This window comes from Streptomyces guryensis (genome assembly GCF_021261325.1).
Taxonomy (GTDB): domain Bacteria; phylum Actinomycetota; class Actinomycetes; order Streptomycetales; family Streptomycetaceae; genus Streptomyces; species Streptomyces guryensis.
Genome location: NZ_JAJSBI010000011.1, coordinates 286,653 through 313,118 on the forward strand (window position 1 = coordinate 286,653; position 26,466 = coordinate 313,118).

Annotated in this window: 17 protein-coding genes and 4 pseudogenes; 14 read left to right on the forward strand and 7 right to left on the reverse strand. The window is 67.5% G+C overall.

What is annotated here, in order from left to right:
• Positions 1-5 precede the first annotated feature (5 nt).
• Both LJ657_RS23520 and LJ657_RS23525 read right to left on the reverse strand, forming a co-directional pair.
• Positions 6-1,001: a carbohydrate ABC transporter permease gene (locus LJ657_RS23520; RefSeq protein ID WP_232650706.1), complete on the reverse strand. Its 996-nt coding sequence runs from the start codon at positions 999-1,001 to the stop codon at positions 6-8.
• Positions 1,002-1,006: 5 nt separating this feature from the next.
• On the reverse strand, positions 1,007-2,323 hold the full coding sequence (locus LJ657_RS23525; protein WP_232650707.1) for an ABC transporter substrate-binding protein: 1,317 nt from the start codon (positions 2,321-2,323) through the stop codon (positions 1,007-1,009).
• A 211-nt stretch (positions 2,324-2,534) separates the two neighbouring features.
• Between LJ657_RS23525 and LJ657_RS23530 the strand changes: the two genes are divergently transcribed.
• Positions 2,535-4,337, forward strand: coding sequence for a pectate lyase-like domain-containing protein (locus LJ657_RS23530; protein WP_232650708.1), 1,803 nt, complete (start codon positions 2,535-2,537; stop codon positions 4,335-4,337).
• A gap of 44 nt (positions 4,338-4,381) precedes the next feature.
• Here the strand turns inward: LJ657_RS23530 and fusA are convergent, their stop codons facing one another.
• On the reverse strand, positions 4,382-6,457 hold the full coding sequence (gene fusA / locus LJ657_RS23535; protein WP_269786807.1) for an elongation factor G: 2,076 nt from the start codon (positions 6,455-6,457) through the stop codon (positions 4,382-4,384).
• A gap of 428 nt (positions 6,458-6,885) precedes the next feature.
• Here fusA and LJ657_RS23540 point away from each other — a divergent pair, with 428 nt between their 5' ends.
• Together LJ657_RS23540 and LJ657_RS23545 are read left to right on the forward strand one after the other, a co-directional pair.
• Positions 6,886-7,341, forward strand: coding sequence for a tellurite resistance TerB family protein (locus LJ657_RS23540; RefSeq protein ID WP_232650709.1), 456 nt, complete (start codon positions 6,886-6,888; stop codon positions 7,339-7,341).
• A gap of 135 nt (positions 7,342-7,476) precedes the next feature.
• Positions 7,477-8,619 carry an acyltransferase family protein gene (locus tag LJ657_RS23545; RefSeq protein ID WP_232650710.1) on the forward strand — a complete coding sequence of 381 codons (1,143 nt, stop codon included), beginning with the start codon at positions 7,477-7,479 and terminating at the stop codon, positions 8,617-8,619.
• Between the two features lie 161 nt (positions 8,620-8,780).
• Here LJ657_RS23545 and LJ657_RS23550 read toward each other — a convergent pair.
• Positions 8,781-9,736 (reverse strand): annotated as a pseudogene (locus LJ657_RS23550) (AAA family ATPase); the annotation flags it as partial.
• A gap of 1,177 nt (positions 9,737-10,913) precedes the next feature.
• On the opposite strand from LJ657_RS23550, the gene LJ657_RS23555 reads away from it, so the two are divergent.
• From LJ657_RS23555 to LJ657_RS23565, 3 genes and pseudogenes are all read left to right on the forward strand, one after another.
• Positions 10,914-11,078, forward strand: coding sequence for a hypothetical protein (locus LJ657_RS23555; RefSeq protein ID WP_232650711.1), 165 nt, complete (start codon positions 10,914-10,916; stop codon positions 11,076-11,078).
• Positions 11,079-11,102: 24 nt separating this feature from the next.
• A pseudogene (locus LJ657_RS23560) lies at positions 11,103-11,297 on the forward strand (hypothetical protein); the annotation flags it as partial.
• 211 nt (positions 11,298-11,508) lie between these two features.
• A complete protein-coding gene (locus LJ657_RS23565) occupies positions 11,509-11,943 on the forward strand; it encodes a hypothetical protein (RefSeq protein WP_232650712.1) in 435 nt (144 codons plus the stop codon).
• Here LJ657_RS23565 and LJ657_RS23570 read toward each other — a convergent pair.
• Together LJ657_RS23570 and LJ657_RS49370 are read right to left on the reverse strand one after the other, a co-directional pair.
• The gene (locus tag LJ657_RS23570) at positions 11,921-12,382 is read right to left on the reverse strand and encodes a hypothetical protein (protein WP_232650713.1); all 462 of its coding nucleotides are present in this window, start codon (positions 12,380-12,382) and stop codon (positions 11,921-11,923) included. The two genes, LJ657_RS23565 and LJ657_RS23570, sit on opposite strands and share 23 nt — an antisense overlap.
• Positions 12,383-12,673: 291 nt before the next feature.
• Positions 12,674-13,714 (reverse strand): annotated as a pseudogene (locus tag LJ657_RS49370) (ISAzo13 family transposase); the annotation flags it as partial.
• Positions 13,715-13,852: 138 nt separating this feature from the next.
• On the opposite strand from LJ657_RS49370, the gene LJ657_RS23585 reads away from it, so the two are divergent.
• From LJ657_RS23585 to LJ657_RS23620, 8 genes are all read left to right on the forward strand, one after another.
• On the forward strand, positions 13,853-14,011 hold the full coding sequence (locus LJ657_RS23585) for a hypothetical protein (protein WP_232650748.1): 159 nt from the start codon (positions 13,853-13,855) through the stop codon (positions 14,009-14,011).
• A gap of 180 nt (positions 14,012-14,191) precedes the next feature.
• A complete protein-coding gene (locus LJ657_RS23590; protein WP_269786809.1) occupies positions 14,192-14,950 on the forward strand; it encodes an SDR family oxidoreductase in 759 nt (252 codons plus the stop codon).
• Positions 14,951-15,181: 231 nt separating this feature from the next.
• On the forward strand, positions 15,182-17,398 hold the full coding sequence (locus tag LJ657_RS23595) for a non-ribosomal peptide synthetase (protein WP_232650716.1): 2,217 nt from the start codon (positions 15,182-15,184) through the stop codon (positions 17,396-17,398).
• Between the two features lie 14 nt (positions 17,399-17,412).
• Positions 17,413-18,630, forward strand: a complete 1,218-nt coding sequence (locus tag LJ657_RS23600; RefSeq protein WP_232650717.1) for a cytochrome P450 — start codon at positions 17,413-17,415, stop codon at positions 18,628-18,630.
• Positions 18,631-18,919: 289 nt separating this feature from the next.
• Complete coding sequence (locus tag LJ657_RS23605; RefSeq protein ID WP_232650718.1) at positions 18,920-19,135, forward strand: MbtH family protein; 216 nt, start codon at positions 18,920-18,922, stop codon at positions 19,133-19,135.
• On the forward strand, positions 19,081-20,805 hold the full coding sequence (locus LJ657_RS23610; RefSeq protein WP_232650719.1) for an MBL fold metallo-hydrolase: 1,725 nt from the start codon (positions 19,081-19,083) through the stop codon (positions 20,803-20,805). Before LJ657_RS23605 ends, LJ657_RS23610 begins: the two co-directional genes overlap by 55 nt.
• Positions 20,806-21,120: 315 nt before the next feature.
• On the forward strand, positions 21,121-22,908 hold the full coding sequence (locus LJ657_RS23615) for a fatty acyl-AMP ligase (RefSeq protein WP_232650720.1): 1,788 nt from the start codon (positions 21,121-21,123) through the stop codon (positions 22,906-22,908).
• Between the two features lie 773 nt (positions 22,909-23,681).
• Positions 23,682-24,866, forward strand: a complete 1,185-nt coding sequence (locus LJ657_RS23620; RefSeq protein WP_232650721.1) for a cytochrome P450 — start codon at positions 23,682-23,684, stop codon at positions 24,864-24,866.
• 1,138 nt (positions 24,867-26,004) lie between these two features.
• Here the strand turns inward: LJ657_RS23620 and LJ657_RS23625 are convergent.
• Positions 26,005-26,309, reverse strand: a pseudogene (locus LJ657_RS23625) (transposase); the annotation flags it as partial.
• Positions 26,310-26,466: the final 157 nt, after the last annotated feature.

Genomic DNA, 26,466 nt, shown 5'->3' on the forward strand with positions numbered 1-26,466 from the left:
GGGCCTCAGACATCGGCCGTCCTCCGTCCGCGCGAGGTGAGCGCCAGATACACGCCCGTCACCACCAGCAGGAAGAGCAGCAGGAGTACGGACATCGCGGACCCCGTGCCGAAGTTCCAGGTGACGAAGGACGCCTGGTAGATGTGGACCGAGACGAGGTCAGCGGCCTCGGGGGCGGCCTTGCCGAACAGGACGTACGGCGTGTTGAAGTCGTTGAAGGTCCACAGGAAGAGGACCAGGACCAGCACCTGGTTCACGGGCCGCAGCGACGGCAGCGTGATGCGGCGGATCTGCTGCCACATCCCGGCGCCGTCCAGGGCGGCCGCCTCGTACAGCTCGCGCGGGATGTTCTGCAGGCCGGCCATCACGATCAGGAAGGCGAACGGCCAGCCCTTCCAGACCGACACGGTGAGCAGTGCGTAGAAGCTGTTGTCGCCGATCAGCCAGAAGGACGGCTGGTCGGTGAGGTGCAGCTGGTCGTGCAGGACGTGGTTCACCAGGCCGTTGTCGTGCTGGAACATGAACACCCAGGTGATGACGGCCGCGTACACCGGCAGGGCGTACGGCACCAGGAACAGCGCCCGCAGCAGGCCGCGGCCGCGGAAGGTGTCCTGCATGAGGACCGCGGCCGCCGTGCCGATCAGCCAGCACAGGCCGACCGAGAGCACGGTGAAGCCGACCGTGACGAAGAAGGAGTGCAGCAGTGCCTCGCCGACGGGGGCGTCGAAGTCCACCGACACCCGGTAGTTGCCGAGGCCGGCCCAGGGCGCGGTGCCCCAGTCCCGGATGTAGAACTGCGTGAGCTCCTTGAAGCTCATGACGATGCCGATGACCATCGGCACGAGGTGCACCAGGAGTTCGAGGACCAGGGCGGGCAGCAGGAGCAGGTACGGCAGTCCGGTACGGCGGATCCGGCCGGGGCGGCGGCCACGCTGGTCGCGTGCCGCCGCCCCGGAGGGGCTCCCGCTCACCGAAGGCTCCTTGAGGGCGGTGGCCGTCATCGGGCTCACTTCGCCGGCATCTGCTGCTGGGCCTTTTCGAGCGCCGCCTTCACCGAGTCGGCGGTCACCGCCCGCCCGGCCGCAGCGTCCGCGAGCAGGTCCTTGACCGCCGTACCGACCGCCGTCTCGAACTGCGACTCGTCGGCGACCTGAGGCAGCGCCGCGGCGCTCGTCGCGAGTGTCTGCTTGAGCACGGAGTTGGACGCGCTGTTGAACGCGGCATCCGACTGGGCTGCCCGCACCGGCGGGATCGAGCTGTACGCCGTGTTGAGGATCTTCTGCTCCGCGTCGCTCGTCATGAACTTCACGAACTTCGTGGCGCCGTCGAGGTTGTGGGTGTTCTTGAAGACGGCGAGGTTGATGCCCGCGACCATCGAGTTGACCTGGGTGCCGGTGCCGGGGGTGCCGGACTGCACGGGCACGGGCGCGATACCGTACGAACTCTCGCTCATGCCCTGGGACTTGAGGTTGGCGGCGGCGGACTGCCACAGCAGCATGGCCTGCCTGCCCTTGGCGAAGTCGCTGACGGACTGGTTCTGCGCGTACTCGGCGTCGCCGGTCGGGATGACCTTGTCCTTGGCCATCAGGTCGACGTACTGCCTGACCGCGGTGACCACGCCGTCGTTGGTGAAGTCGGGCCTGCCTTCGGCGGTGAAGAAGTCGGCGCCGTGCTGCTTGGCGAAGACGAAGACGTGGTGGATGTTCTCCGCGAGGTTCGCCCCCTCGGCGCCCAGCGGCGACCTGCCCTTCGCCTTGATCTTCTTGCCGTCCGCCACCAGTTCGTCCCAGGTGGCCGGGGGCTTGGAGATGCCGGCGTCGGCGAAGATCTCCTTGTTGTAGTAGAGGGCGTAGGCCATCGAGTACAGCGGTACGGCCGCCGGGTCCTTGCCCGTCGCTCCGGTCGAGCCGAGTGCGGAGTCGACGAAGCGGTCCTTGCCGCCGATCTTCGCGAAGTTCCCGGCGTCCCAGGGCAGCAGTGCGCCGGTGGCCTGCAGGGAGGCGCTCCAGGTGTTGCCGATGTTGAGGACGTCGGGGCCCTGGCCGGAGGTGGTGGCGGTGAGGATCCGGTTCAGCAGATCCGACCAGGGGACGACCTCCAGCTTCACCTTGATGCCCGACTGCTTCTCGAACTTGTCGAGCTCGGGCTGCAGGACCTTCTTGTCCACGGCGATGCTCGCGCCCTGGTTGGAGGCCCAGTACGTGAGCGTTCTCGGCGAGTCGTTGGACCCGCCGCCCGTCGCCGACCCGCCTCCGCAGGCCGAGGCGGCAAGGGCGAGTGACACGGTGACGGCGCCTACGGCCGCGGCTCGGATGCTGCGCATGGCTCCCGGTGTCCCTTCGGGGATTGCACTCATGGCTTAATTTAGGACGTGAGTTAAACCTCAAGGGATGGTCCCGTCAAGGGGTGCGGCAGCCGTTGTGGAACTCCGGTCGTACCCCTTGACGCGCGAGTTCGGATAGTTGAAGCATTCACCGGCGAGAGAGCGCTCCCACACCCCGCCTCGTTCACTTTCTGAACAGGAGAGCCGCCCCATGCCCCTGCCCGACTCAGGCCTGCCCGACTCCGCCCCGCCCGCGACAGGCCGCAGAACCGTCCTCGGCGCAGCCGCCGTATCCGCCCCCGCGGTGCTCGGTCTGTCCGCCCGCGCGTCCGCCGCCCCGTCGTCGCGCGGGAAGCCCCGACTCCTCCCCGGCGGCGGCGACCTCGGCCCGAACGTCCTGGTCTTCGACCCGGCCACCCCGGGCATCCAGGCCAGGCTCGACGAGGTGTTCAGGCAGCAGGAGTCGGCCCAGTTCGGCACCGGCCGCTACGCGCTGCTGTTCAAGCCCGGCACCTACCACGACCTCAACGCCCGACTCGGCTTCTACACCTCGATCATGGGCCTGGGCCTCTCCCCCGACGACACTACGATCGACGGGGACGTCACGGTCGACGCGGGCTGGTTCAACGGCAACGCGACGCAGAACTTCTGGCGTTCGGCGGAGAACCTGGCCCTGGTCCCGGCGAACGGCACCAACCGGTGGGCGGTCGCACAGGCGGCCCCCTTCCGCCGTATGCACGTCCGCGGCGGCCTCAACCTCTCGCCCACGGGCTACGGCTGGGCGAGCGGCGGCTACATCGCCGACAGCCGCATCGACGGCCAGGTCGGCCCGTACTCGCAGCAGCAGTGGTACACCCGGGACAGCGCGATCGGCAGCTGGCTCAACGGCGTCTGGAACATGGTGTTCTCCGGCGTCGAGGGCGCCCCGGCGCAGAGCTTCCCTAACCCGCCGTACACCACACTCGCCACCACCCCGGTCTCCCGGGAGAAACCCTTCCTGTACGTCGGCGGCACCTCCGACCTCCGCGTGTTCCTGCCGGAGAAGCGGACCGAGGCCCGCGGTGTCACCTGGGGCAACGGCACCCCACGGGGCACGTCGCTCCCGCTGTCCCAGTTCTACGTCGCCAGGCCGGGTGTCTCCGCGGCCACGCTCAACCAGGCGCTCAAACAGGGGCTTCACCTACTACTGACACCGGGGATCTACCACCTCGACCAGCCGATCCGGGTGAACCGCGCCAACACGGTCGTGCTGGGCCTCGGGTACGCAACTCTGGTACCCGACGACGGAGTCACGGCTCTGCGTGTAGCCGACGTGGACGGCGTACGCCTGGCCGGATTCCTGATCGACGCCGGGCCGGTCAACTCCCCCACCCTGCTGGAGATCGGCCCGCGCGGCTCCTCCCGGGACCACTCCACCAACCCCACCACCGTGCAGGACGTGTTCGTCCGCATCGGCGGCGCGGGCGCCGGAAGGGCCACCACCAGCATGGTGATCAACAGCCGGCACACCATCGTCGACCACACCTGGGTCTGGCGCGCCGACCACGGCACCGGCGTCGGCTGGGACACCAACCGAGCCGACTACGGGATCGTCGTCAACGGCGACGACGTGCTGTGCACCGGCCTGTTCGTCGAGCACTTCAACAAGTACGACGTGCAGTGGTACGGGCAGCGGGGTCGCACGATCTTCTTCCAGAACGAGAAGGCCTACGACGCCCCGAACCAGGCCGCGGTCCAGAACGGGGCCGTGAAGGGCTACGCCGCCTACAAGGTCGGCGACGGCGTCACCGCGCACGAGGGCTGGGGCCTGGGCAGTTACTGCTACTACAACGTCGACCCGACGATCGTGCAGCACAACGGCTTCGCCGCCCCGAACCGCCCCGGCGTACGCTTCCACGACCTGCTGGTGGTGTCCCTCGGTGGCCAGGGCCAGTACGAGCACGTCATCAACGACACGGGCACGCCGACGTCGGGCACGTCGACGGTACCGTCCACAGTGGTCTCGTATCCGTGAACGAGCGGCGGCCCCACCCGCGTATGGGGGGGCCGCCGCGTCGGTCACCGGACCGGTGCGACCGCCGGGGCCGGGGCGTAGCCCGTGGGACGGGCCGTGAAGGTGCCGCGGCCCTGGGTTCGGCTGCGCAACCGGGTTGCGTAGCCGAAGAGTTCGGCCAGCGGCACGGTGGCGGTGACGACCGCCGAGCCGCCGCGCGAGGTCGAGCCCGAGACCCGGCCGCGGCGGGCGGCGAGGTCTCCGAGGACGCCGCCGACGGCGTCCTCTGGAACGGTGACCGTGACCTCGACGACCGGTTCCAGGAGGACCATCGCGCAGGCCCGCAGGGCCTCCCGGAGGCCGAGTTTGCCGGCCGTGCGGAAGGCCGTCTCCGAGGAGTCCTTCACATGGGTCGCCCCATCGGTGAGGGTCACGCGCAGCCCGGTCACCGGGTGACCGCCGAGCGGTCCCTCGGCGAGGGCGTCCCGGCAGCCGGCCTCGACCGCTCGCACGTACTCCTGCGGCACCCGCCCGCCGACGACGGCCGAGCGGAACTCGAACCCGGCCTCCAGCGAGTCGACATCGAGGACGACATGCGCGAACTGCCCCGCTCCGCCGTCCTGTTTGACATGCCGGAAGACCAGCCCGGACACCCCGCGGCCGACCGTCTCGCGGTAACTCACCCTCGGACGGCCGACGTTGACCTCCACCCCGTGGGCGCGCCGGAGCTTCTCCGCCGCGACCTCAAGGTGCAGTTCGCCCATCCCGGACAGCACCGTCTGACCGGTCTCGGGGTCCGTCCGCACGACCAGCGAGGGGTCCTCCTCGGCCAGCCGCGCGAGTGCCGAGGCGAGCTTGTCGGCGTCGGTGGACCTGCGGGGCTCGACGGCCACGGAGACCACCGGCTCGGCGACGACCGGCGGTTCGAGCACGATCGGCGCGCCGGGGGCGCACAGGGTCGAGCCGGCGCGGGCGGACTTCAGCCCGACCACGGCGACGATGTCCCCGGCGACCGCACGGTCCATGTGGGCGTGCCGGTCGGCCTGCACCCGCAGGATCCGCCCGATCCGCTCGGTGCGGCGCGTGCCCGCGTCCCACACGGCGTCTCCCTTCTCGATCGTTCCCGAATACACCCGTAGATACGTCAGCCGCCCGGTCGGGGTGGCGTTCACCTTGAAGGCGAGCGCCGCGAACGGCGCCACCGGATCGGCTGCCCGCCTCTGCTCCGTACCGTCGAACGTGCCTTGTACGGCGGGCACGTCGAGCGGCGAGGGCAGATACGAGACGACGGCGTCGAGCAGCGGTTCCATGCCGCGGTTGCGGTACGCCGAGCCACACAGCACCACCACGCCGTCGCCGCTGCGCGTCAGGTCGCGCAGGGCGCCGACGAGGGTCTGCGCGGACACTGTCGCCCGCATGCAGAACTCATCCAGCGCACCGGTGTGCAGTTCGGCCACCGCCTCCTCCAACAGCCGCCGACGCCGCTGCGCCTCCTCACGCAGCTCCTCCGGCACCGGCCCCTCGACGGCCGTGTCGCTCCCGTCGCCCCAGACGAGCGCCCGCATGCGGACAAGGTCGACGACACCGCGGAAGCCGTCCTCCGCACCGATCGGCAACTGCACGACCAGCGGCGCCGGATGCAACCGTTCACGGATCGACGCGACGGCCGTGTCGAGGTCGGCGCCCGCCCGGTCCAGCTTGTTGACGAACGCGATCCTCGGCACACCGTGCCGATCGGCCTGCCGCCACACGGACTCGCTCTGCGGCTCGACACCGGCGACGGCGTCGAACACCGCGACCGCGCCGTCGAGCACCCGCAGCGAGCGCTCCACCTCGTCGGCGAAGTCGACGTGCCCGGGCGTGTCGATGAGGTTGATCCGGTGGCCGGCCCAGGCGCAGCTCACCGCCGCCGCGAAGATGGTGATGCCGCGATCGCGCTCCTGCGGGTCGAAGTCGGTGACGGTGGTGCCGTCGTGGACCTCGCCGCGCCGGTGCGTGGTGCCGGTGGCGTACAGGATCCGCTCGGTGACGGTGGTCTTGCCGGCGTCGACATGGGCGAGGATGCCGAGGTTGCGGACGACGGTGAGGGGGTTGAGGTTGGTGCGCACGGCCCGTTGGCCTTTCTGGTGATCGCTGATCATCGGCGATGATCGGAAAAGGGCAGCGCTATTCCCGGGCGAACGGGTCCGACCACAGGCGCCGGTGAATACGGCAGGCCGCGTCAGACGTTCGTCACGGACATCCGGTACCGGCCGCGCAGCCGGCACCGGACGGACGGGGACACGAGGATCACCTCGTACTGCGAGCAGGGGACGACGACATCGGTGCAGTAACGCACGGCCGTCCTCCTCACTCGTCCCGCACGTCACGGCGACGCACGGTGCGTGGCGAGTCTAGGGACTTCGGAACGGGCGGGGCACCGGATTTTTGGGCGGCACGCGGCAAGTGAACTTTCCTGGAACGACCGGAACTTATCCGCCGCGCCACTAGTTTCTCCGGTGCTGTAGATCTCGGTAGCTCTCGGTAGCTCTCCGCAGATCTCTTACGACACCGAACAGATGGAGTTCTCATGGCCCTGTGGGACCGCATCAAGGAATCCGCGTCGACGATGCAGACCCAGCTCGTGGCGAAGAAGAACGACCTGAAGAGCGGAGCCTTCCGCGACGCCAGCATGGCGATGTGCGCCCTGGTCGCCGCCGCCGACGGCACCATCGACCCGGCCGAGCGGCAGCGTGTGGCCCAGTTGATCGCCACCAACGAGGTCCTGCAGAACTTCCCCGCCGACGATCTGCGCCGCCGCTTCGAGGAGAACCTGAACAAGCTGACGACGGACTTCGCCTTCGGCAAGGTCAGCGTGCTGCAGGAGATCGCCAAGGCGAAGAAGAAGCCCGCCGAGGCCCGTGCGGTCGTTCAGATCGGCATCGTCATCGGCGGCGCGGACGGCGACTTCGACAAGACGGAGCAGGCCGTGGTGCGGGAGGCGTGCTTCACCCTCGACCTGCCGCCGCACGAGTTCGACCTCTGAGCTCCCTGTCCTGCTTTCCACCCGTCCTCCCTCTACCGGGCTGCACGGTCGCGCCCAACGCCTGCTCCGTCGCAGTGAGAGCAGGCCCACCTCTTCGGGTGGTTTACGCCGCGCGGAACCGGTCAGGCGCGTGGGATGTCCCACCCCCAGACCACAGCCGTAACTCAAGTAAGACACGCACCAGAGAGCGCAGGTTCCCCAAGCGGTGTGCAGCAAGGGCGGGTGAAGCAGCGCGACGCCTACTTCGACAACGCCAAGTACCTGGCGATCGTGCTGGTGGCGATGGGCCATGCGTGGGAGCCGCTGCGGGACGGCAGCCGGACCGTCACCGCGCTCTACGACCTCGTGTACGCCTTCCACATGCCGGCGTTCATCGTGATCTCCGGCTACTTCTCCCGCGGTTTCGACGCGAGCCCGGCGAAGATCAGACGACTCGTGACCGGGGTCGCCGTTCCGTATGTCCTCTTCGAGACGGCGTACACCCTCTTCACCCGCTGGACCGACGGCGTCCCGGACCGGCCGATCACCCTCCTGGATCCCCTTTATCTGACGTGGTTCCTGGTGGCGCTGTTCATCTGGCGGCTGACCACCCCGATCTGGCAGAAGCTGCGCCGGCCGCTGCCCGTGGCGCTCGTCGTCGCGATGCTGGCGACCGTCTCCCCGTCCATCGGCAACGACCTCGATCTGCAGCGGGTGCTGCAGTTCCTGCCGTACTTCGTGTTCGGCCTGTGCCTGCGGCCGGAGCACTTCCGGCTGGTGCGCCGCTGGAAGGTGCGCGTACTGGCCGTGCCGGTGTTCGTCTGTGCGCTCGCCGCCTCGTACTGGGCGGTGCCGCGGATGACCGGCGGCTGGTTCTTCCACCGCGACAGCGCCCAGGAACTGGGTGCGCCCTCCTGGTACGGCCCGGTGACGACGCTGGCTCTCTTCGGCTGCTCGATGGTCCTGGTCGCCTGCTTCCTGGCCTGGGTACCGGGTCGCCGCCTGTGGTTCACCGCGCTGGGCGCGGGCACGCTCTACGGCTATCTGCTGCACGGCTTCGTCGCCCAGGGATTGAAGTTCTGGGGCTGGTACTCCCCCGACTGGATCCATCGGCCGCTCGGCGAGCTCACCGTCACGCTCGTCGCCGCCGCGGTCGTGACCGTGCTGTGCACGCCGCCCGTCCGGCGGATCTTCCGCTTCGCAGTGGAGCCGAGGATGGAGTGGGCGTTCCGGCGGCACACCCGCGGGGCGACCGAAGCGGTCCGTGAGCAGGCAACTCCGATCGGGTCACGAGCGTAGTCCTGACTCCGCTGGGCAACCGGCATCCAGAAACGCAAAAGACCCCTGCTGAGCAGGGGTCTCGCTGGTTGGTGTCCGAGGGGCGAGTTGACCACTGACGATACGGTCGTGGTGGCGCAAGGGAAGTTCTGTCTCTGATGAGGTGTGCGGGAGACAGGATGACCCACAAAATCGGCGATCTTCTGAAAGGCGATCAACTCCCGTAGCTGGGGCGCCCAGCCGACATCGTCTGCCTGTTGGAGGGTGGCGAGATTGCGGGCGATCCGCACCGCCGTCCGGTGGATCTTCAAGGAGGCGGCCCAGTCGTAGTCCGAGCCCACCTGGATCTGCACACTGAACCGGCTGGAAAGGGCCTCGGTGAGGACCGCGCCGTGCACCCCGGGATTGTGTCCGGCGATCACGTAGAAGCCGTCGGCAGCGGTGATGGTCTCGCCCTTGTGCGCTTCGACCTGGATCTGCCTGCGCCCGTCCATCGCGGGGTACAGGGCGGCCAGCACCTTCGGGGAGATCAGGGTGGCGTCGTCCAGGAGGAGGGCGCGGCCTTCCTGCATGGCGGTCACCAGCGGCCCGTAGACGAACTCGTAGCCGCCGTTCGTGTCCTGGGTGTATTCGCCGATCGGGTCGCCGACCGTGGTGTCGCCGTCTCCGGCCACCGTGATCAGGTCGGGGAAGGCCGCCTCGATCAGCGAGGTCTTCCCCGTTCCCGGCGGCCCGTACAGCAACGCCGCCACCTGCGCCTCCCGCAGCCGCTGGAGGGCCTCCACATCCGGCAGCTGCGCCAACGCCCGGGGGTGGTACTTCTGCCCGTTCGGGCGGGTGATCGGCTGCGGCCGCCCGTTCGCCGGTGGGGCCGCAGGCGCCTGCGGGGAGGCCTGGCTCGGCACGGGGGGGGCGTGCCGCCCGGGGCGGGCGGTGGCGGTGCAGTGTTCTGGGCCGCGTTGGCCGTTGCCGAAGTCGCCCTGTACATACGGGGTTTGGAACCGGACCGCTCCGCCTCGCCCCGGCACACCAGCGTCTCGCAGGCGTTGCCGACCGCGCCACCCGAGTGCCCCAGCCTTCGCGCCAGCTCCGTGACCGTGAAGACCCTCCCCGGACTCGCCGCCAGCACGTGGGCGATCCTCGCCCGCAACTCGCCCGGGCGCGCCTTGGCGCCCGGGCCGGGTGGCGGCCCTGCAGGCGTCGTGGGGGAATTCGGCGCAGTGGAGGCGGACTGCTGCGGTTCGGGGCCGGAAGGCGGGGACGCGGGCGCAGACGTGGCGGTACTCGTCATCGTGAAAGTCCTTTCACCGGGGCAATAGGGCCGCCATATCCGAATTCGAAAGCGGCCAGCCTCTGGGCACACTCCACCCGTCATCCGTTTTCGGGCGGTCCCCATCGGCGGGATTTCCATTCCCGGCCTTTCCGGGAACAATTCAAATATAGCTCGACCTGCACCCCGACTGGAGCCGCATTCCGGCTTGATGATGCTGGAATTCTCGTGGATTCACGACGGGAATTCAGGGGAATTCACGGAGGCGCGACGCAAGGCGTCGCGGGCGGCGGCCTGCACGACCGATTCACAGGCACCCAGAAACGCCGGCGCCCCGGGAATTCGAGTACACGCACGATGTGCGGCCCCCGGCGCGGCCGCGCCTGCGTGGAGAGTTGACTCCTCCCGGGTTGGGCTGCGCAGAGAGGGCTTGGAAGCGGGCTGGAGAAAGGGAAGACTCACACAGGATGAGCCGGCGACGGCAGGGCACGGACACACGACGGGATGCGCGGGAGCCGGGCGCAGGCTGTCAGTAGATCGGGATGCGTTGCTGCACCGATATACAGTCGCCCTCGTCTGCGGATGGCTCACAGGGTCCCTGGCCTGCACCTTCGCGTGGGACGGGGGTGTCGTTTCCAGGCGCGGACACTGAAGCGACGGCTGATACGCCCCCGGATGCGACGGGGCAAGCACCGTCGGACCAACCAAGCCGAGCTGCCAAGAGCCGTACCCGATCCCCGCACGACAAGGTGATGGCAGCTCATGTCCTGGTCAGCGGAGAATTGTCCGTCCACCGCGAATTCTTGCCGACTCGGGCACTGAGCCGGAGGCCGCGTTCGGCACCTCCAACATGAAACCGGGCGAAGCCGACTCCCCCCGGGCCCTGCTGTATCCCAGTCGGCTTACCTCACCGAAGCCCCGAGGCAAGCCGCAGGTCAAGCAATGTGCAATTCCAGGAACAATGGACTGTCGCAGCGGCTGGAGGCACTCGTTCCGGATACCTCGCCGTGGCATTCTCTAGTGGTCGACAGATACGGTGGATCGAATGCCGGAACAGCTGACAGTCAGGTTCGATGACCTGACTCAGGCCACCGAGGACATCGGCTCGATAACCAACGCGATCCTGGAGCACCTGGCTGAGCTGGACAATGCCGTGCGCCGAATAGCGGACACATCGGAGGACGACGCCCATGACGCATTCCACTGCTAATGCCGGCAATGATGCTTCCACGCGTCCCTGAAACGCGAGACCCTTCAGGGCGCCCACGACTACGGCGACGCCAACACCTGCAGAAGGACGGTATTTGCCTGGCTGACCCGCTACAACACCCGCCGTCGGCACTGCGCCAACGGCCGCCACCTCAGCCCCAATGCATACGAACGCCGACACCACACCTCCACCCCGCCCTCGGTCAGGTGCGTGACGTAGGAATGTCGTGTGCCCGCATAAGCCGTGTGCGGTTGACTCCGTGTGGCCATTGCACAGGCCATTGTTGGTAATGACGTTGGCGAGGTTGTGCATCGTCGGTGTTGCGTTTCAATGCTGGCATTGTGACGCAGGTCACTCCGCGATGCTGCGTTCTTGCCCCGGCTTCGGCTCGGCTGGGGGCGCTGTATAGGCTGGACTGAGGGAGGCTCATTTGCGGGAAAAGTGGAGCAGTCTGCCGCGCTGGGCGCGATGGGTTCTTGCGGTGTACTTGATCGGCTTCGGCGAAGGGGCCTGCGTGCACCTGTACTGGGTGCTGATGAACGGCATCCATACCTTTGCGCATTTCCCGATGGTCTCCCAGGTATACCTGAACGCCCTGGCGCTCCTCGATCCGCTGGTCGTCGTGCTGGCGGCGCGCGTGCGCCGCAGCGGCATCCTGCTCGCAGTGGTGGTGATGACGCTGGATGTGACCACGAACTGGATCGGCAACTGGCCGTGGGTGAAGGCTGACCCAGCACGGCTGCTGCAACCGGTAGGGCTACTACCCATCACGCTCTTCGGACTGTTCGTTCTCCTGTCCGCAGTGCCTCTCCTTCGCGTCACAACGGACACGGCGGAGCGACTCAACTACATGATCCGAACGTGACAGTTCGGGGTTGCGGGAGCTGAGTCACGTGGTTCGCCCCACGGATGACGCCGCGTAGGAGGATGATCTCCTCGTGCTGGGCGGCGAGGCGGGCGAGGGCCTGAGCACGGAAGTCGGTGAGCTCGTCGATGGTGCCCGCGGAGCGGTTCAGTCGCTCCTTCAACGCGGTCACCTCGGCTCTCAGGCGTGCGATCTGGGCCTCTCGTGGGTCGGTGACCTCTCCGGCCTGTTGCAGGGCTTGGAGGCGGCATTCGAACTCTTCGCGGAGGTGGACATAGGGGCGAGTGCCGTAGAAAACGGTGCGGTCCACGCCGGCCTCGATGGCGAGGGTCTTGATGTCGCAGCGGCATCCGGGCGGGATCTCACCGCACAAGAGGCGGTCTATGGCAGCCCGGAAGCGGTTCTCGTTCTCGGTCCGTCGTGCTGCGGTGATCCTCATGCGGAGTCCTCGTCGGGTTGGTCGGTGGAGGCTCCGCAGATCTCGGCGACCAGCGGGAGGGCCCGCTCGTAGTCGTGCTGCAGGCGAGCATGTTCGGTCCGGCGGGTCTTGCCCAGGTCGCCGAGGAAGGCGCCTCCCCCTGAGTGGTGGACACGCTGATACTGGATCTGCTTGATCCGGAGGAAGCGAGAACACCGCCGATGACGATGAAGGACTACTTGGACGAGTTCAAGGCCGATGCCGTGGCCCTGTACGAGTCCACACCCGGGGCGACCTACAAGAGCATCGTTGCAGCACTTCGTAGCTGGTCAGCGGCTGCCCGCGCAGACTGTGGGTGATCCGGGAGAACAGCCGGCGTTCCACTTTGTTCCATTTTGAAGTACCTGGCGGGAAGTACATGACGGTGATGCTCAGTCCGCACTCGTCGGCGAAGTCGGCCCACCCCATCCTGAACATGCGGGAGGCGGCCGAGTTGCCCCCTCCGGAATCGGCGGTGACCAGTAAGCAGTCGGCACTGGGGTAGTCGACGTGTCCTTGGACCTTCCACCAGCGGCGCAGGGACTCCACCGCGAAGGCGGCGGTGTTGCGGTCGGTGCCCACGTTCACCCAGCCGCTGTCGCGCCCCAGGTCATGGATGCCGTACGGGATGACGACCGGGGTGCCGGGGCCGATGAAGTCGTGGTCGGGGGCGATGATCGGCTGGCCTTTGGGGCGGTAGGTGCGGCCGGGCCGGGCGAAGTCACCGACCGGTTACTTCTGCTTCGCATACACGCTCACCACCGGCAGTACCCCGCGCCAGGAAGCGTTCGGCGGCGGAGTTGATGTGCCGGAACTGGGCGTCTCGATCGGGCACCTGACTGCCGGCCCGAGTCTTGACCATGCCCTGCAGACGGAAGCCCATCGCACGCAGCAGGTTGCCGACCACTGGAGCGCTGACCGGATGACCGGCATCGGTCAACTCCCGGGACAAATCCCGCAGCGAGGCAGTGGTCCAGCGCAGCGAAGACACCGGATCGCCCACCTCACGCGGCGCGATCAACAACTCGAGCGCGCCGCCACCAGACCGGGGTCGCGCTCGGCGGCGGGCTTGCGCCCACCGCCGGGTCTGCGCACCCGCCCCAACGCCTCTGCTCCGCCCGCGAGTTCCTCACGCCCTCGTGTGACGGTCGACTCCGAGACCCCCGCCAGCCTCGCCACTGCCGAGATCCAGCCATGCCCCAGCGCCTCGGCCTCGGACGCCAGATACAGGCGGCGCTGCCGCTCGTCCAGATGCGGCAGCACCACCGCGAATCTCGCATCCAGTACCGCCAGGACTTCATAAGGAATCGCCACATCACCCCAAGTACCATGCAGAACAGAGGTATTGACCCGAACCTGGCAGTAGTTAGATTACGGCTCCTGAACCGCTTCCAGCTCGTCCACGACCACCGGGACGCCTTCGGCGTGAAGCGGTTGTGCCAGGAGCTGGGCGTGAACCGTTCCAGCTACTACAAGTGGCAGGACAGGGCCGACGCGCGGACCGCGCGGCAGGTCGCCGACCGGGCCCTGGCCGAACAGATCTGCGCCGTCGACTCCGACGGCGCCTCCGGCGGATCACCGCCGAGCTCCGCGTCGCCACCTGATCCTTAAACGTCTTCACAACCGCTCATGAAAACGGTGGCCGTTCCCGTGCCCGCAGCCGCCCCCTGACCTGCACAGACCTCTTAACGATCAGGACTTACGGCTGCCGTGTCTGAGTACGTTTAAGTACAGCTTTAGTTGGCGTTGCTAACTTCTTTCAAGTCGACATGCGCCAATGGAGGAAGAGGAATGGATGAGCGACGCCGACTTTTGTCGGCGGTCGGCGCTGATGCCGCTGGGGCTGTATGCCTTGCGGAGGCGGGAATGGACGTGGCGATGCTCGTCCCGGTCGGCTCGTCCTGTACAGCGGCAGCGGCCGCGATCGCGGAGGCGGGCCGACGGTCCGTGACCATCTTCGCGGACCTCGACGATCTCGCTTCCGTCGAATCCGCGCTGGCCCGAGTGCGCGCTTCACTCGGTACCCCTTCCGTGCTGCTGAGCATCATAGGTTCCGGGTCGTACCGCGGCCCGGGAGGACTGCTCGACCAGAACTGGAAAGAGATCGTCGAGCGTCCGCTCCGCAGGGCCTTCCTGGCCAGCCGGGCATCGATCGATTCCCTGGTCAAGAATGGCTGGGGCCGGGTCATCACCGTCCTCGACTTTGACCGTTCCAGTCAGGCACGGCCGCACGAGGACGCAGTACTGCGGGCTGGCTTGGAGGGGCTCGTCCGGACGCTCGCCCTGGAGCTGAGCCCGTTCGGCATCACTTCGAACCTCATCACGTCCGACCCCTCCGGTTCGACTCGGGAGTGGGCGGGGGCGCACTACGGATCGCAGGTCGCGGACCTGGTGGGCTTCCTCGTCAGCGATGAGGCCTCAGCCGTATCCGGCCGGAGCATCCCGCTGTACTACGACGGTTCGCAGGCCGAGGCGTCGGATGGTCCCTCGTCGAGGCGGCAGTGTGGCGGCGACCTGAACAAGCAAGTGGCGGTCGTGATGACAATTTAGGTCAACTGTTGAGGTGTTCTGCCGGCGGTGGGCAGCGTTCATTGCCATCCGATGAAGAGGTTACGCAGGGCGTTGAGCGGGTCGATCAGGCAGCACATCGCTGCCGTTCTCTCGCCACACCACATCGGTCGATATCGAGCTACGGATTAGTTCGCCGCTGATCGGCATGGCCAAACCAGACCGGGTACGACTGTGCGCCGAAACTCGTGCGCGCTCGGAGGACGTATTGGTATGACGGATCAACACGAGGATCTCAGTATCGCGAACCTTTCGCAGGAGCTGACCGCCGCCTTGTCAGCCCGGGCGAAAGAGCTCGACGAGACACTCGAATCGGTTGTGCACGAAGCCTGGGAATTGGCGCTGAGCCGGCTGCCGTCGCATCTCGGCGCCGGAGACATCGGCTGCACCCTGGATTTCTCCATGTGCCCGCCTGGCGACCGGATCCAGTTGAGCGTGGAGCACCGGCCCGACGAATTCGCCCGCGAGGACGCTGACCGGCTGCTGGCCTTGCTGGTCCGGATACTTGAAGCGGTGGAGAGGAACCCGGGCCAACCTGTCGAGAGTGCACAGCTGCTCGACGCCGCCGAGCTGCGCCGGATCCTGGCCGAGTGGAGCGGTTCCGGCGACCGTCGGCCTCCCCTTACTTTGAGCCAGCTGCTGGAGCAGCCGGTGAAACGGAGTCCGGACCGCATCGCACTGGTCCAGGGGAGCGAGGCGATAACTTACCGCGAGCTGGATAGCCGCGCGAACCGGCTCGCTCGTCTACTCATGGACAGCGGGGTAGGACCGGGGCAACTGGTGGCGTTGGCCCTGCCACGATCCATCACCTTGATCACGGCCGTCTTCGCTGTGGCCAAGACGGGAGCCGCATTCCTGCCGCTGGACCACAGCTACCCGCTCGATCGCCTGTCCTTCATGCTCGACGACGCCGCACCGGCGTTGCTTTGCACCACTGAGGAGGCTGCCGAAGGTCTGCCGGCGCGATCGTGGCCGCCGCAACTGGTGCTGGACGACGCCGAGTTCGCCGCCAGCATCCGGGACCTGTCGGACGCAAATCCGGATCCGTCCGGAGCCTGGGCCGGCCACGCGGCGACCGAACTGGCTTACGTCATCTACACCTCGGGCACCACGGGCCAGCCGAAAGGCGTGGCCGTCACGCATTCCGGACTGCTGGATCTGGCGTCGGCCGCGGCCGACTGGATGGCGCTCGGCGTCGGCGACCGAATACTGCAGTTTTCCTCGCCGAGTTTTGACGCGTTCGTCTTCGAGTTGCTTGCGGCCTTCGCCGCCGGAGCCACCCTCGTCATCCCGCCATCCGGGTCGGCCCTGGCTGGGGAGGCGTTGGTCGAGATGCTCGCCGAGAGCCGGGTCAGCCACGCGGTGCTCCCGCCTGTGGCCGCCGCGAGCATAGTCCCCGAGGCAGTGCCCGAACTGCGGACTCTTCTGGTGGCTGGTGAGGCGTGCTCCGGCGATCTCGTCGCCCGGTGGGCTTCGCAGTGCCGAATGATCAACGCTTATGGCCCGACAGAGGCGACGGTGTGCGTCACCATGAGCGAGCCCCTGTCCGGCTCGGCGACCCCGCCGATCGGCAGGCCTGTCACGGGTGCCCGCGTGTACGTGCTGGACCGGCACCTCCAGCCGCTGCCTGTGGGGATGCCGGGAGATCTCTACGTTGCCGGCGGTGGCCTCGCCCGCGGCTATCTGGGCCGCCCGGCACTCTCCGCCGAACGCTTCGTCGCCGATCCGTTCACAGGCAACGGTGACCGCATGTACCGGACCGGCGACCTGGCCTCCTGGCGAAGTGACGGGAGCCTCTCCTTCCACGGCCGGGTCGACGATCAAGTCAAGCTGCGGGGGTTCAGGATCGAACTCGGCGAAGTGGAGGCGGTGCTGGCCGACCACCCACTCGTCGCACAGGCGGTAGCCGCAGTTCAGGAGGACGAACGAGGAACCAGGCAGCTGGCCGCCTACGTGATTCCCGCTGGCTCGGAGCAACCGTCATCGGGCGAGCTGCGTGAACACGCCAGTCGCTCCCTCCCTCACTTCACGGTGCCCGCCGCCTACGGCATCATCAACGCCCTTCCCACGACACCAAGCGGCAAGCTTGATCGGCGCGCGCTCCCGGTGCCGGTCCCGGCTCAAGCCGCGACCGTGCGTCCTGCCCGCACCCCCGCCGAGCTCGCATTGTGCGAGATCTTCGGCCAGGTACTCGAGCGGGCCGACGTGAGTGTGACGGGCAACTTCTTCGAACTGGGCGGCGACAGCCTGCTTGCCGTCTCGGTGATCCAGCGGGCGCGCCGGGCGGGCTTCGCGCTCTCGCCCATGGAGATCGTCAACAATCCGACCGTCGAGGCGCTGGCCGCGGTCGCGGAACCGGTCGGCCTGTCACGTGGACAAGGAGCCGGATCAGCCGGGCCGTCCGACACCGACCAGAAAGACAGCGCATGATGACCGCGCGACCCATGGTGGCGCCCGAAAAGATCGATGACATCGATCTCGCCGACCCCCGCCTGCACGCGGAGCGCGACCTGAGCGAGGTATGGCGCCATCTGCGCGCGACGAGGCCCGTCCATTGGCAGTCGGCGCGCGAGGGCAGGCCCGGATTCTGGGTGATCACCCGGCATGCCGACGCGACCGCCGTCTATCGGGACAAGGGTCACTTCACGACGGAGCGCGGCAACGATCTGGCGATGCTGCTCAACGGCGGCGACCCGGCTGGCGGGACGATGATGGCCGTCACTGACGGGCTGCGGCACAACTTGCTCCGCAGCATCATGATGAAGGCGCTCTCCCCGCGGCGGTTGGAAGAGATGCGGCAGGAACTGCGCCGCAGGGTAGACGCGTTGCTGGCGAACGCGATGGACGACGCGAACTGCGACTTCGTCCGCGACGTGGGGGGTGATGTCCCTCTTGGGATGATCTGCGACCTTCTCGCCGTACCGGAGTCCGACCGCAAGTACCTCCTGGATCTCACTGCTCGGTCCTGGAGTAAGCACGCCTCCGACACGCCCCCGGAGGACGGCCGGACCGCCCAGGGCGAGATTCTGCTCTACTTCGCGGACCTGGCCGACGAGCGGCGCGGTGGCGAGGGCGAGGACGTGGTGAGCCTGCTGGCGAACAGCCGTGTCGACGGCAAGTACCTCAGCAACGCCGACGTCATGGCCAACTGCTACGGCATGATGATCGGCGGCGACGAGGCCCCGCATCACGCGATCAGCATGGGGCTGCTGGCCCTGCTGGAACATCCGGACGCCTGGTCCCTGCTCAAGAGCGGCGGCGCGCAACTGGAGACCGCGGCGGAGGAAGTACTGCGCTGGACGGTGCCCGCCCTGCACGCCGGTCGCACCGCGACGGGCGACGTCACCGTGGGCGGCCAGCTGATTAGGAGCGGGGATGTCGTCAGCGTGTGGATCTCCTCGGCCAACCGGGATGCCGAGGTCTTCGAGGACCCGGACCGGTTCGATCTCAACCGATCGCCGAACGAGCACCTGTCCTTCGGCTTCGGCAAGCACTTCTGCATAGGGCACTATCTGGGACGCATGGAGGTCCAGGCGGTCCTGGACGGCCTGCGCCGGATGGTCGGCAGCATTGAGCAGGTCGGGCCGGAGCGCTGGATCTACTCGGACATCCTGCACGGCTTGAGTTCGCTGCCCGTGGTTCTTCACGGCTCGGCGGCTTGAGGGGATTGGATTCCCAATGGAGTTGTCAGCCCGGGTTGGTGGCTCGCTGTGAGCGTGTCAGCCCAGCGTGACGGGAGGCTCCGGCGCTGTGAGTTCGAAGGTGCGGCCGTCGCGTATGAGGGCTCAGCGGGCGGCGACCATGGCGGACATGCAGAAGACCCGATGCCGAGCGGCCAATCCTTTCAAGCCACCACTGGGCTGGAACCACCGAGCCACACCCAGCATCCCCGGGTCTTCTGATCCTGCGAGTTACCGAAACCAACCCACCTACAACGTAAGGAACTCACACATGTCGAATCCGTTCGAGGACCCCGAGGGCGAGTACCTGGTCCTGGTGAACGAGGAGAACCAGCACTCGCTGTGGCCGGTGTTCGCGGCCGTGCCGCAGGGCTGGAAGCGGGTGTTCGGCGCGGCCGAGCGCCAAGAGTGCCTGGACTACGTCGAGAGGTCGTGGACCGACATGCGGCCCACAAGCCTGATCGCGGCCATGGACGGCGTCGCTTAGCCACACCGCCGACTCAGCTCGACAACCTGATGGGCGCCGCCGGCTTGGCGGGCTCCCGCCAAGCCGGACAGAGGAGACAGATGGCCGACAACACCGAGACCCGGTATCTCAGGTCCAACGTGATCCTGGAGCCGCTGGTCGATCGGTTCTACGCGTGGCTGCACACTGTGGCGCCAGTGCAGGCCTCGATGAACCTGGCGAACGTGCAGCTGCCGATGCTGGAGTCGTATCTGCAGTCCCCACAGGTTCACGTCTCGGCGAGCACCAACCCGAAGTTTCGTGGCGGCTACTACGTCGGCGTTCCGCAGTCGCGCGCGACGGAGATCGCCGCATTGGTTGCGTCCATCCAGAGGGACCGGGCTCCGATGCTGGAGTTCGCCGCGGCAGTCGCCGAGGCCGAGAACCTGATCCGTCAGAACGCGACCGGATCTGATCTCTCCCCCCTGTACCCAAGGCTCCCCTCGGCCATCAGGGGACTCGTGGAGATCTGCTACGACACCAGCAACCAGCCTTCGCTTCACTTCCTCGAGCCGCTGGTGTACCAGAGCGCCGCCTATATCGAGCAGCGGCAGTCGGTCCAGCTCTCCCTGGACGACGGTGAGGAGCGGCCGTTCATCCTGAGCACTCCGCGCCTGCCGTCAGCCACCACGCTCGACCTGGCACTGCCGTTCCGCCATCCGGGCCTCACGGAACTGGTCGGCGCACGGATCAGGCCGACGACGGCAGCCCGGCTGCGTGACGCGCTCGACCTCGACGACGGGCAGGCAAGCGTCCTCGACCAGCTGCTGGACGCGAGCCCGAGCCTCTCGGCGGACAGGCACATCGACGCAGGCGGCCGGATCCGCTATTTCGGCCACGCCTGCCTTGTGTTCCAAACGGCCGAGGCCGCGATCGTCACCGACCCGTTCATCAGCACTGACAACCGGTTCGGCGACCGCTTCACCCTCGACGACCTCCCGGACAACATCGACCTGGTCCTGATCACCCACGGCCATCAGGATCACATCGTCCTGGAGACCCTGCTCCAATTGCGCGGCCGAGTGGGGTCGGTGGTGGTTCCGCGCTCGTCCCGGGGAAACCTTCCTGACCCGTCGATGGCGCAGTATCTCAGGCACCTCGGCTTCCCGGTGACTGAGGTCGACGATTTCGACGAGGTCGCCTTCCCCGGCGGGAAGGTCACCGCGACACCGTTCCTGGGCGAGCACGCCGACCTCGACATCCGCGGCAAGTCAACGTTCTGGGTGGAACTGGCCGGCAAGTCGGTCTTCGTGGGTGCCGACTCCTCGGGCATCGATCCGGACCTGTACCGCTACATCCGCGGGCATCTGGGTTCCGCGGACATGGCGTTCCTCGGCTTGGAGTGCGACGGGGCTCCGCTCACATGGCTCTACAAGGGTCTGCTGACCAAGCCGGTGACCAAGAAGATGAGCGATTCGCGCAAACTGTCGGGGTCGAACGCGGCCCAGGCCGGCGCCATCATCAGCGAACTGGGGGCGGGCGAGGCCTATGTTTACGCGATGGGCGAGGAGAGCTGGCAGGGGCACATCATGGCTACCTCGTATGCGGACGACAGCTACCAACTCCAACAGATTGACGAGTTCCTCCTCTGGTGCAAGGACCGCGGGATCGCCGCCGAGCACCTGTTCAACAAGCGCGAGTGGCGTTGGTGACGCGCGGAGACGCCTCATGGCCCGCAGCGAGCACGTGAAAGTCGACGGAGCCAGGCAAGACGGCGGAGAGACGAGACCAGGACACGGCTCTGGTCCGAGTCGCCGGACGGAGTATCCCGTACTCACTCCGGTGAGCCTCGGCTTCTGCGGTGGTGGCACCGGTTCGATGACCGCGAGCCCGCGCGGGCCCATCGCAACCCGGGTGACGCGGACCCGTCCGAACGGTGGCGAGCCAGCGGCACGGCCGGGTTCGCTCCAGGGCCGTACCTCCGGTCATCCGGACCGTCACCCCTGCTGAATAGCCACGCTTCAAGCGTGTCCACCACCGACGATGGGATGGCAGTGAGAATTGGATCCGTGTCCGAACGAAGCCCTCTGACGCTTCCCGCTCTTCTGGCCCACCGCGCGAAAACAGCGTCCGACCAGGTCGCGTACGTTCACCTCATCAATGGCGAGGAGCCCGGCGAGCAGACCACCTACGGGGAACTGCACGCCGCGGTGCAGGGCAGGGCGCAGGCGCTGGCCGGACGGCCCGGCGCAGCCCGCAGCGCGGTGCTGATGTATCCCACCGGCCTGGAGTTCATCCGCAGCTTCCTGGCCTGCGCCGCGGCCGGGATAGCTGGAGCGCCTGTGCAGGTTCCGACGCGACGACTGGCAGTACAGCAGTTGCGTGGAATTGCCGACGACGCTGGCACCACCATGGTGCTCACCACTCGGTCGGTCCGCGACCAGGTGTACTCAGACTTCGGCGAACTGCCCCAACTGGCCGGCCTTGATCTGATCGCGACCGATGATCTGGCTCCGCCTGCGACGCTCGTGCGGCTGCCCGAAGTGGGGCTGTCCGACGTGGCATTGCTCCAGTACACCTCTGGTGCCACCGGGTCGCCCAAGGGCGTCATGGTCACGCATGCCAACTACTGGGCCAACACCGCGGAGACCGACGCGCTGTGGCCGTTCGGGGACGATGGCACCGTGGTGACCTGGCTTCCCCTGTTCCACGACATGGGAGTGATGCTCGGTGTGGTGGTGCCGCTGTGGGCGGGGTGCCCTGCCTACCTGATGGAGCCGGAGGCTTTCATCCGGCGTCCCGCTCGCTGGCTGGAGGCGCTGTCCCGATTTGGTGGCACCCATTCGTCTGCGCCGAACTTCGCCTACGACCTCTGCTTGCGCGACGGTCCCCGGGAGCCCATCGATCTTTCGCGCTGGCGTGCGGCGATCAGCGGGGCGGAACCGGTGCGTCCGCACACGATGCACGAATTCATCGGGAAGTTCGCCCCCTACGGCCTGAACCCGCGTGCCGTCTCCCCGGCCTACGGGCTGGCCGAGAACACCCTGAAGGCATGCGGCAGCCGAGCAGACACAGAACCTGCCCAGCTCTGGCTGGACGCCGACGAGCTTGGACAGGGACGTGTGGTCCTCCTTCCGGGCGATCCCGCTGGGGGCAGCGAGCTGACCAGCGCCGGAGTCCCGGTGATGAGCTGCGGGGTCCCCGTCGGCGAGACCCAGATCCGGATCGTGGACCCGCACACGTTGCGAGCCGTCGGTCCGGACCGGCTCGGCGAGATCTGGGTGTCCGGTCCGTGTGTGGCTGCTGGGTACATAGGCCGTGGAGAGGAGAGCGAGCGGAGCTTCCGGGCACGTATCCGGGATGAGGAGGAGGCCGGCCCGTTCCTCCGCACCGGTGACACCGGATTCGTACGGGACGGTGAGGTGTATGTCACCGGCCGAATGAAGGACATGATCATTATCAAGGGCCGCGACCGCTATCCGCAGGATCTGGAGTATTCGGCGGAACAGAGCCATCCACTCCTGCATCCAACCTCGGCCGCTGCCTTCGTAGTGGACACCGGTGAGCAGGAGTCCCTGGTCCTAGTGGTGGAGGTCGACGGCAAGGCACAGCGGTCCGCGGGAATCGACGAGCTGTCGGAGGCCGTTCGGGGGGCGGTCGCGCGCGACCACCGGCTCGAAGCTGCGGACGTGGTTCTCATACGTCGCGGTGCGCTGCCGAGGACCACCAGCGGCAAGATACGTCGCAATACCTGCCGTGAGCTGTACGAGTCCGGGACGCTGCCCAGACTGGACAGGGCTTTGGAGCGCGCGTGATGGGATGGCCCGAAAGCGTAGCTGTTCAGCTGGGGTGACGGTGTGGCAGTTCCCTCAGGCTGCTGCTGTGGTGCCCGGTGTGAGGGCAGGCGGGAGCCACGGGTCACGTTGCAGAACTGGGTCAACAAGGCACGCGAGCCCCAAGAGGAAGGGGCCGATGGCCGACGGATGGAGGATCCTTACCGCCGCGTGGACCGTCGACGCCCGCCCCGTCTGCGAGCCCTGCCGCAGGTGGAGATCCTGGGGCAGGTGCGGACCCACCAGCACTTCTGGTACAGCAAGGAGCAGTTGCGCTGGTGGGACGGGCACATGCTGCCGCCGGCCTCGCCGCGTTTTGACTGCCCTACGACACCGACGCGCACTACTGCGTCAAGCGGGGCGTGGTCGGGGTATCGCACCCACTTCACCGAGACGTGTGAACCTGATGCGCCAGAGGTGGTGATACACGTTGCTACCACCATTGCGCCGGTCCAAGACGGCGAGCTCACCGATCAGAACCACGACGACCGCGCTACGGCAAGGAGGCCTTCATCATCCGTTGGCAAGAACAGCAGGCCACCTTCCGGCGCGGCAAGCAAGGCCAACAGTGGCGGCCGCCGCACATCGGCGGTGTCTGCGGCCACAACTACATCCAGGTGCGCTTCGACGGGGCGACCTGATCCATCCCGGGGCTGATGGAGACATCGAAGACCCGGAAGGGCCCCGACCATGCCTACAACCCGTAAGGCATTTGGGGACAGTATCTGGTTTCATCATCCGATTTTGGAGCTGCTGTGGGCGCCATTCCTGAAATCGACCTCTCCGATCCGGCCGTAGTGTCCGACCCGTTCACTGTGTACGGACGAGCGCGGGAGCAGAGCCCCCTCGCACGCCTGCTGAAGCCCGGCCTCGGCCCGGTATGGGCGTTGACCCGATTCGAGGACGCCAAGGCGATGCTCACCGACGTGCGCTTCGAGATGAACGCGAACAGCTACGTGCGTCCGGACGTACCGGAGCTGCAGCAGCAGGAGAACATACAGCAGGTGGACGGCCCCAAACATGCTCGTCTCCGCCGCCTTGTCTCGCCGCCCTTCACTGCACGCCGAACCGCCGAGTTCCGGCCTGCCCTGCAACGCACTGTGGAGTCCTTGCTCGATGACCTCGCAGGGCAGGCCGACGGTGAACCTGTAGACCTGCTTGCGCACTTCGCTCGACCGCTGGCAGTCCACGTGGCCTGCGAACTGGTCGGCGTAGCGCCGGAGGACTACGACACCTGGCGGACCTACGCCGAGGCCGTCGCTGTCGGTTACGGCCCCGAATTCAGGCAGGCCGTCCCTGGCATCGCGCGTGCCGCGACGGAGACGGTCGCCCGCAGTCGCCGGGAGGGGGCCCGCGGCCTGCTCGCCGAACTGCTCGGCACTGACGCCGAAGACCAGGACGACCGACTGACCGACGCAGAGCTGATCACCCTGGTCTGGCATCTCGTTCTGGCCGGGCAGGGCCCGGCCCACCTCATCGCCAATTCCGTCGAAATCCTCCTCCAACACCCCGACCAGCTCGCCGAGCTACGCGCCGACGAATCACTGATGCCCGGTGCGGTCGAGGAGTTGACCCGCATGTACGGACCGCAGGTGCTGACCCTGCCGCGCTACGCTCGCGAGGATGTCGAGATCGCCGGCGTGACAATTCCGCGCGGCGACCGCATCTGCGCGGTGCTGGCCAGCGCGAATCGCGATCCGCGCGTCTTCGAGGATCCGGATCGGCTCGACTTCCGCCGCCCGCCCGGTCGGCCCGCGCACCTGGGATACTCGCACGGATCGCACTTCTGTCTCGGTGCGGCGTCAGCGCGCGCCCAAACCGAAGCCGCGCTCAGCACGCTGTTGCGCCGCTTCCCGAAGCTCGCCCTCGCCGAAGGAGACACCCTCCGCGTTCCGAACTCGGAGTTTTGGCGGTCCACCGCCCTCCTCGTCACGCTTTGACCTCGGACATTCAGGCCAGAAGGACGATCTGATGCCGGGTTAGCGAAAAGACGCCGTTGACCTGCGAGGATGCGAGTTTCTAGTCCGTATCTGCAACAGAGATCAAGGCACCTTTCTGGTGAGTGAGCGTACAGGGCGGAGCCGACGGCTGTCCGTTGCCGCCGATGGGAAGGGCCTGATCGGGCATGCCGGGGCGGTGCTGTTGCACCAGGTCGCCGACCGTGCCGCGTTGACCGACGCGCTGCGGCGGCTGTGTCCGGCGGGCGGCAGTGCGACGTGGCGGAACCGCGCGGATGCGCTGCTCGGACTGGCGGGCGCGATCGTGCTCGGGGCGAAGAACCTGTCCGAGGCCGAACAGCTCCAGGCCAACCACACCGCCGTGCTGGGGGCCGCAGCCTCGGACCCCATCGCGCACGGACGTTGGCCGCGCTGGAGGAGTCCGCCCGGCAGGTGCGCTGTGGTCCCGTCTGCGGCGGGATGTTGTGGGGTGTGCTCCTCACCAGGTGTGATGCTGAGTGGCAACGCTCCGGTCACCGGTCATCCTTCCGCCGCGCCCGGGGCGTGCGAATTCCGGTGCGGCATGGTGTGGTTCGGCACACGGCCGACGGGATCAATCTTGAATCCGGCCGCGCCGCGGTGTGAGGGCCATACACTCCGCCGATCTCGCGTCGGTCGTGGACCCGGATGCTGGTCACACCGGGTCCTGGCGGGCCAGGCAGGGGACTTCGCCGTCGCGCAGCCCGTAGTAGACCCGGGTAAGCAGCTTGCGGGCCACGGCGGCCTTGGCGATGCTGCGCGCCTCAGCACCGCGGCGGGCCTCGATGCGGTCGCGATGGACACGCGTCGGCGTGCCTTCGGGAGCGCGTTGGACGGCCTCACCGGCTGCCCAGCGCACCAGTTTCGGGCCCTGCTTGGTCAGATGCCCGGACCATCTCCACGTCCGACTCGCGGTGCCGGGGCGTGAGTCCGACCCACGAACTGAGCTGCTTCGGGGTAAGGCACCGAGTGACGTTGCCGTCTCGGCGACGAACACCGCAGCCAGCACCGGGCCGATGCCGCCGATCTTCCGGATCGCGCGGTAGCCGGGGTCGTCGGTGAGACGGCCGGCGATCTCCTTGTCGAGCCGGGCCAGTTCGGTCCGCAGCTTCTTCAACAGCACCAGGTGCAGTTGGTCCCACACCCGGCCTCGATCCGCGCGGCCAGGCGCCGCCAGCAGGTCATGCCCGAGCCGAAACCCAGCTCCTGGGGCAGGTACTCCCACTGGATGCCGGTGTGCAGCACGAACAGGATCCCGCACAACGCCTGGCGGTCCGGAACCCGCGGTCTGCCCTCGACCAGCTTCGGACCTGGCTTGGGCAGCAACGGCTCGATCAGCGACCACAGTTCATCCGACACGACCCACGGCCGCGACTGACGTGTTCCCAAGACCAGACCAACGACCATCCACACCGAACGTCATATGATCAACAGGTTCTGTTACTCAGGTTGAACTCGTAGAGTCCGGCTGCGTGGTCACCAGGGTTCGATGATCAGGCCGGTCCCGGTGAGGCAGCCGTCGATCAGGTGGGGTCTGAACTGGATCTTCTTGAGCTTGCGTTTG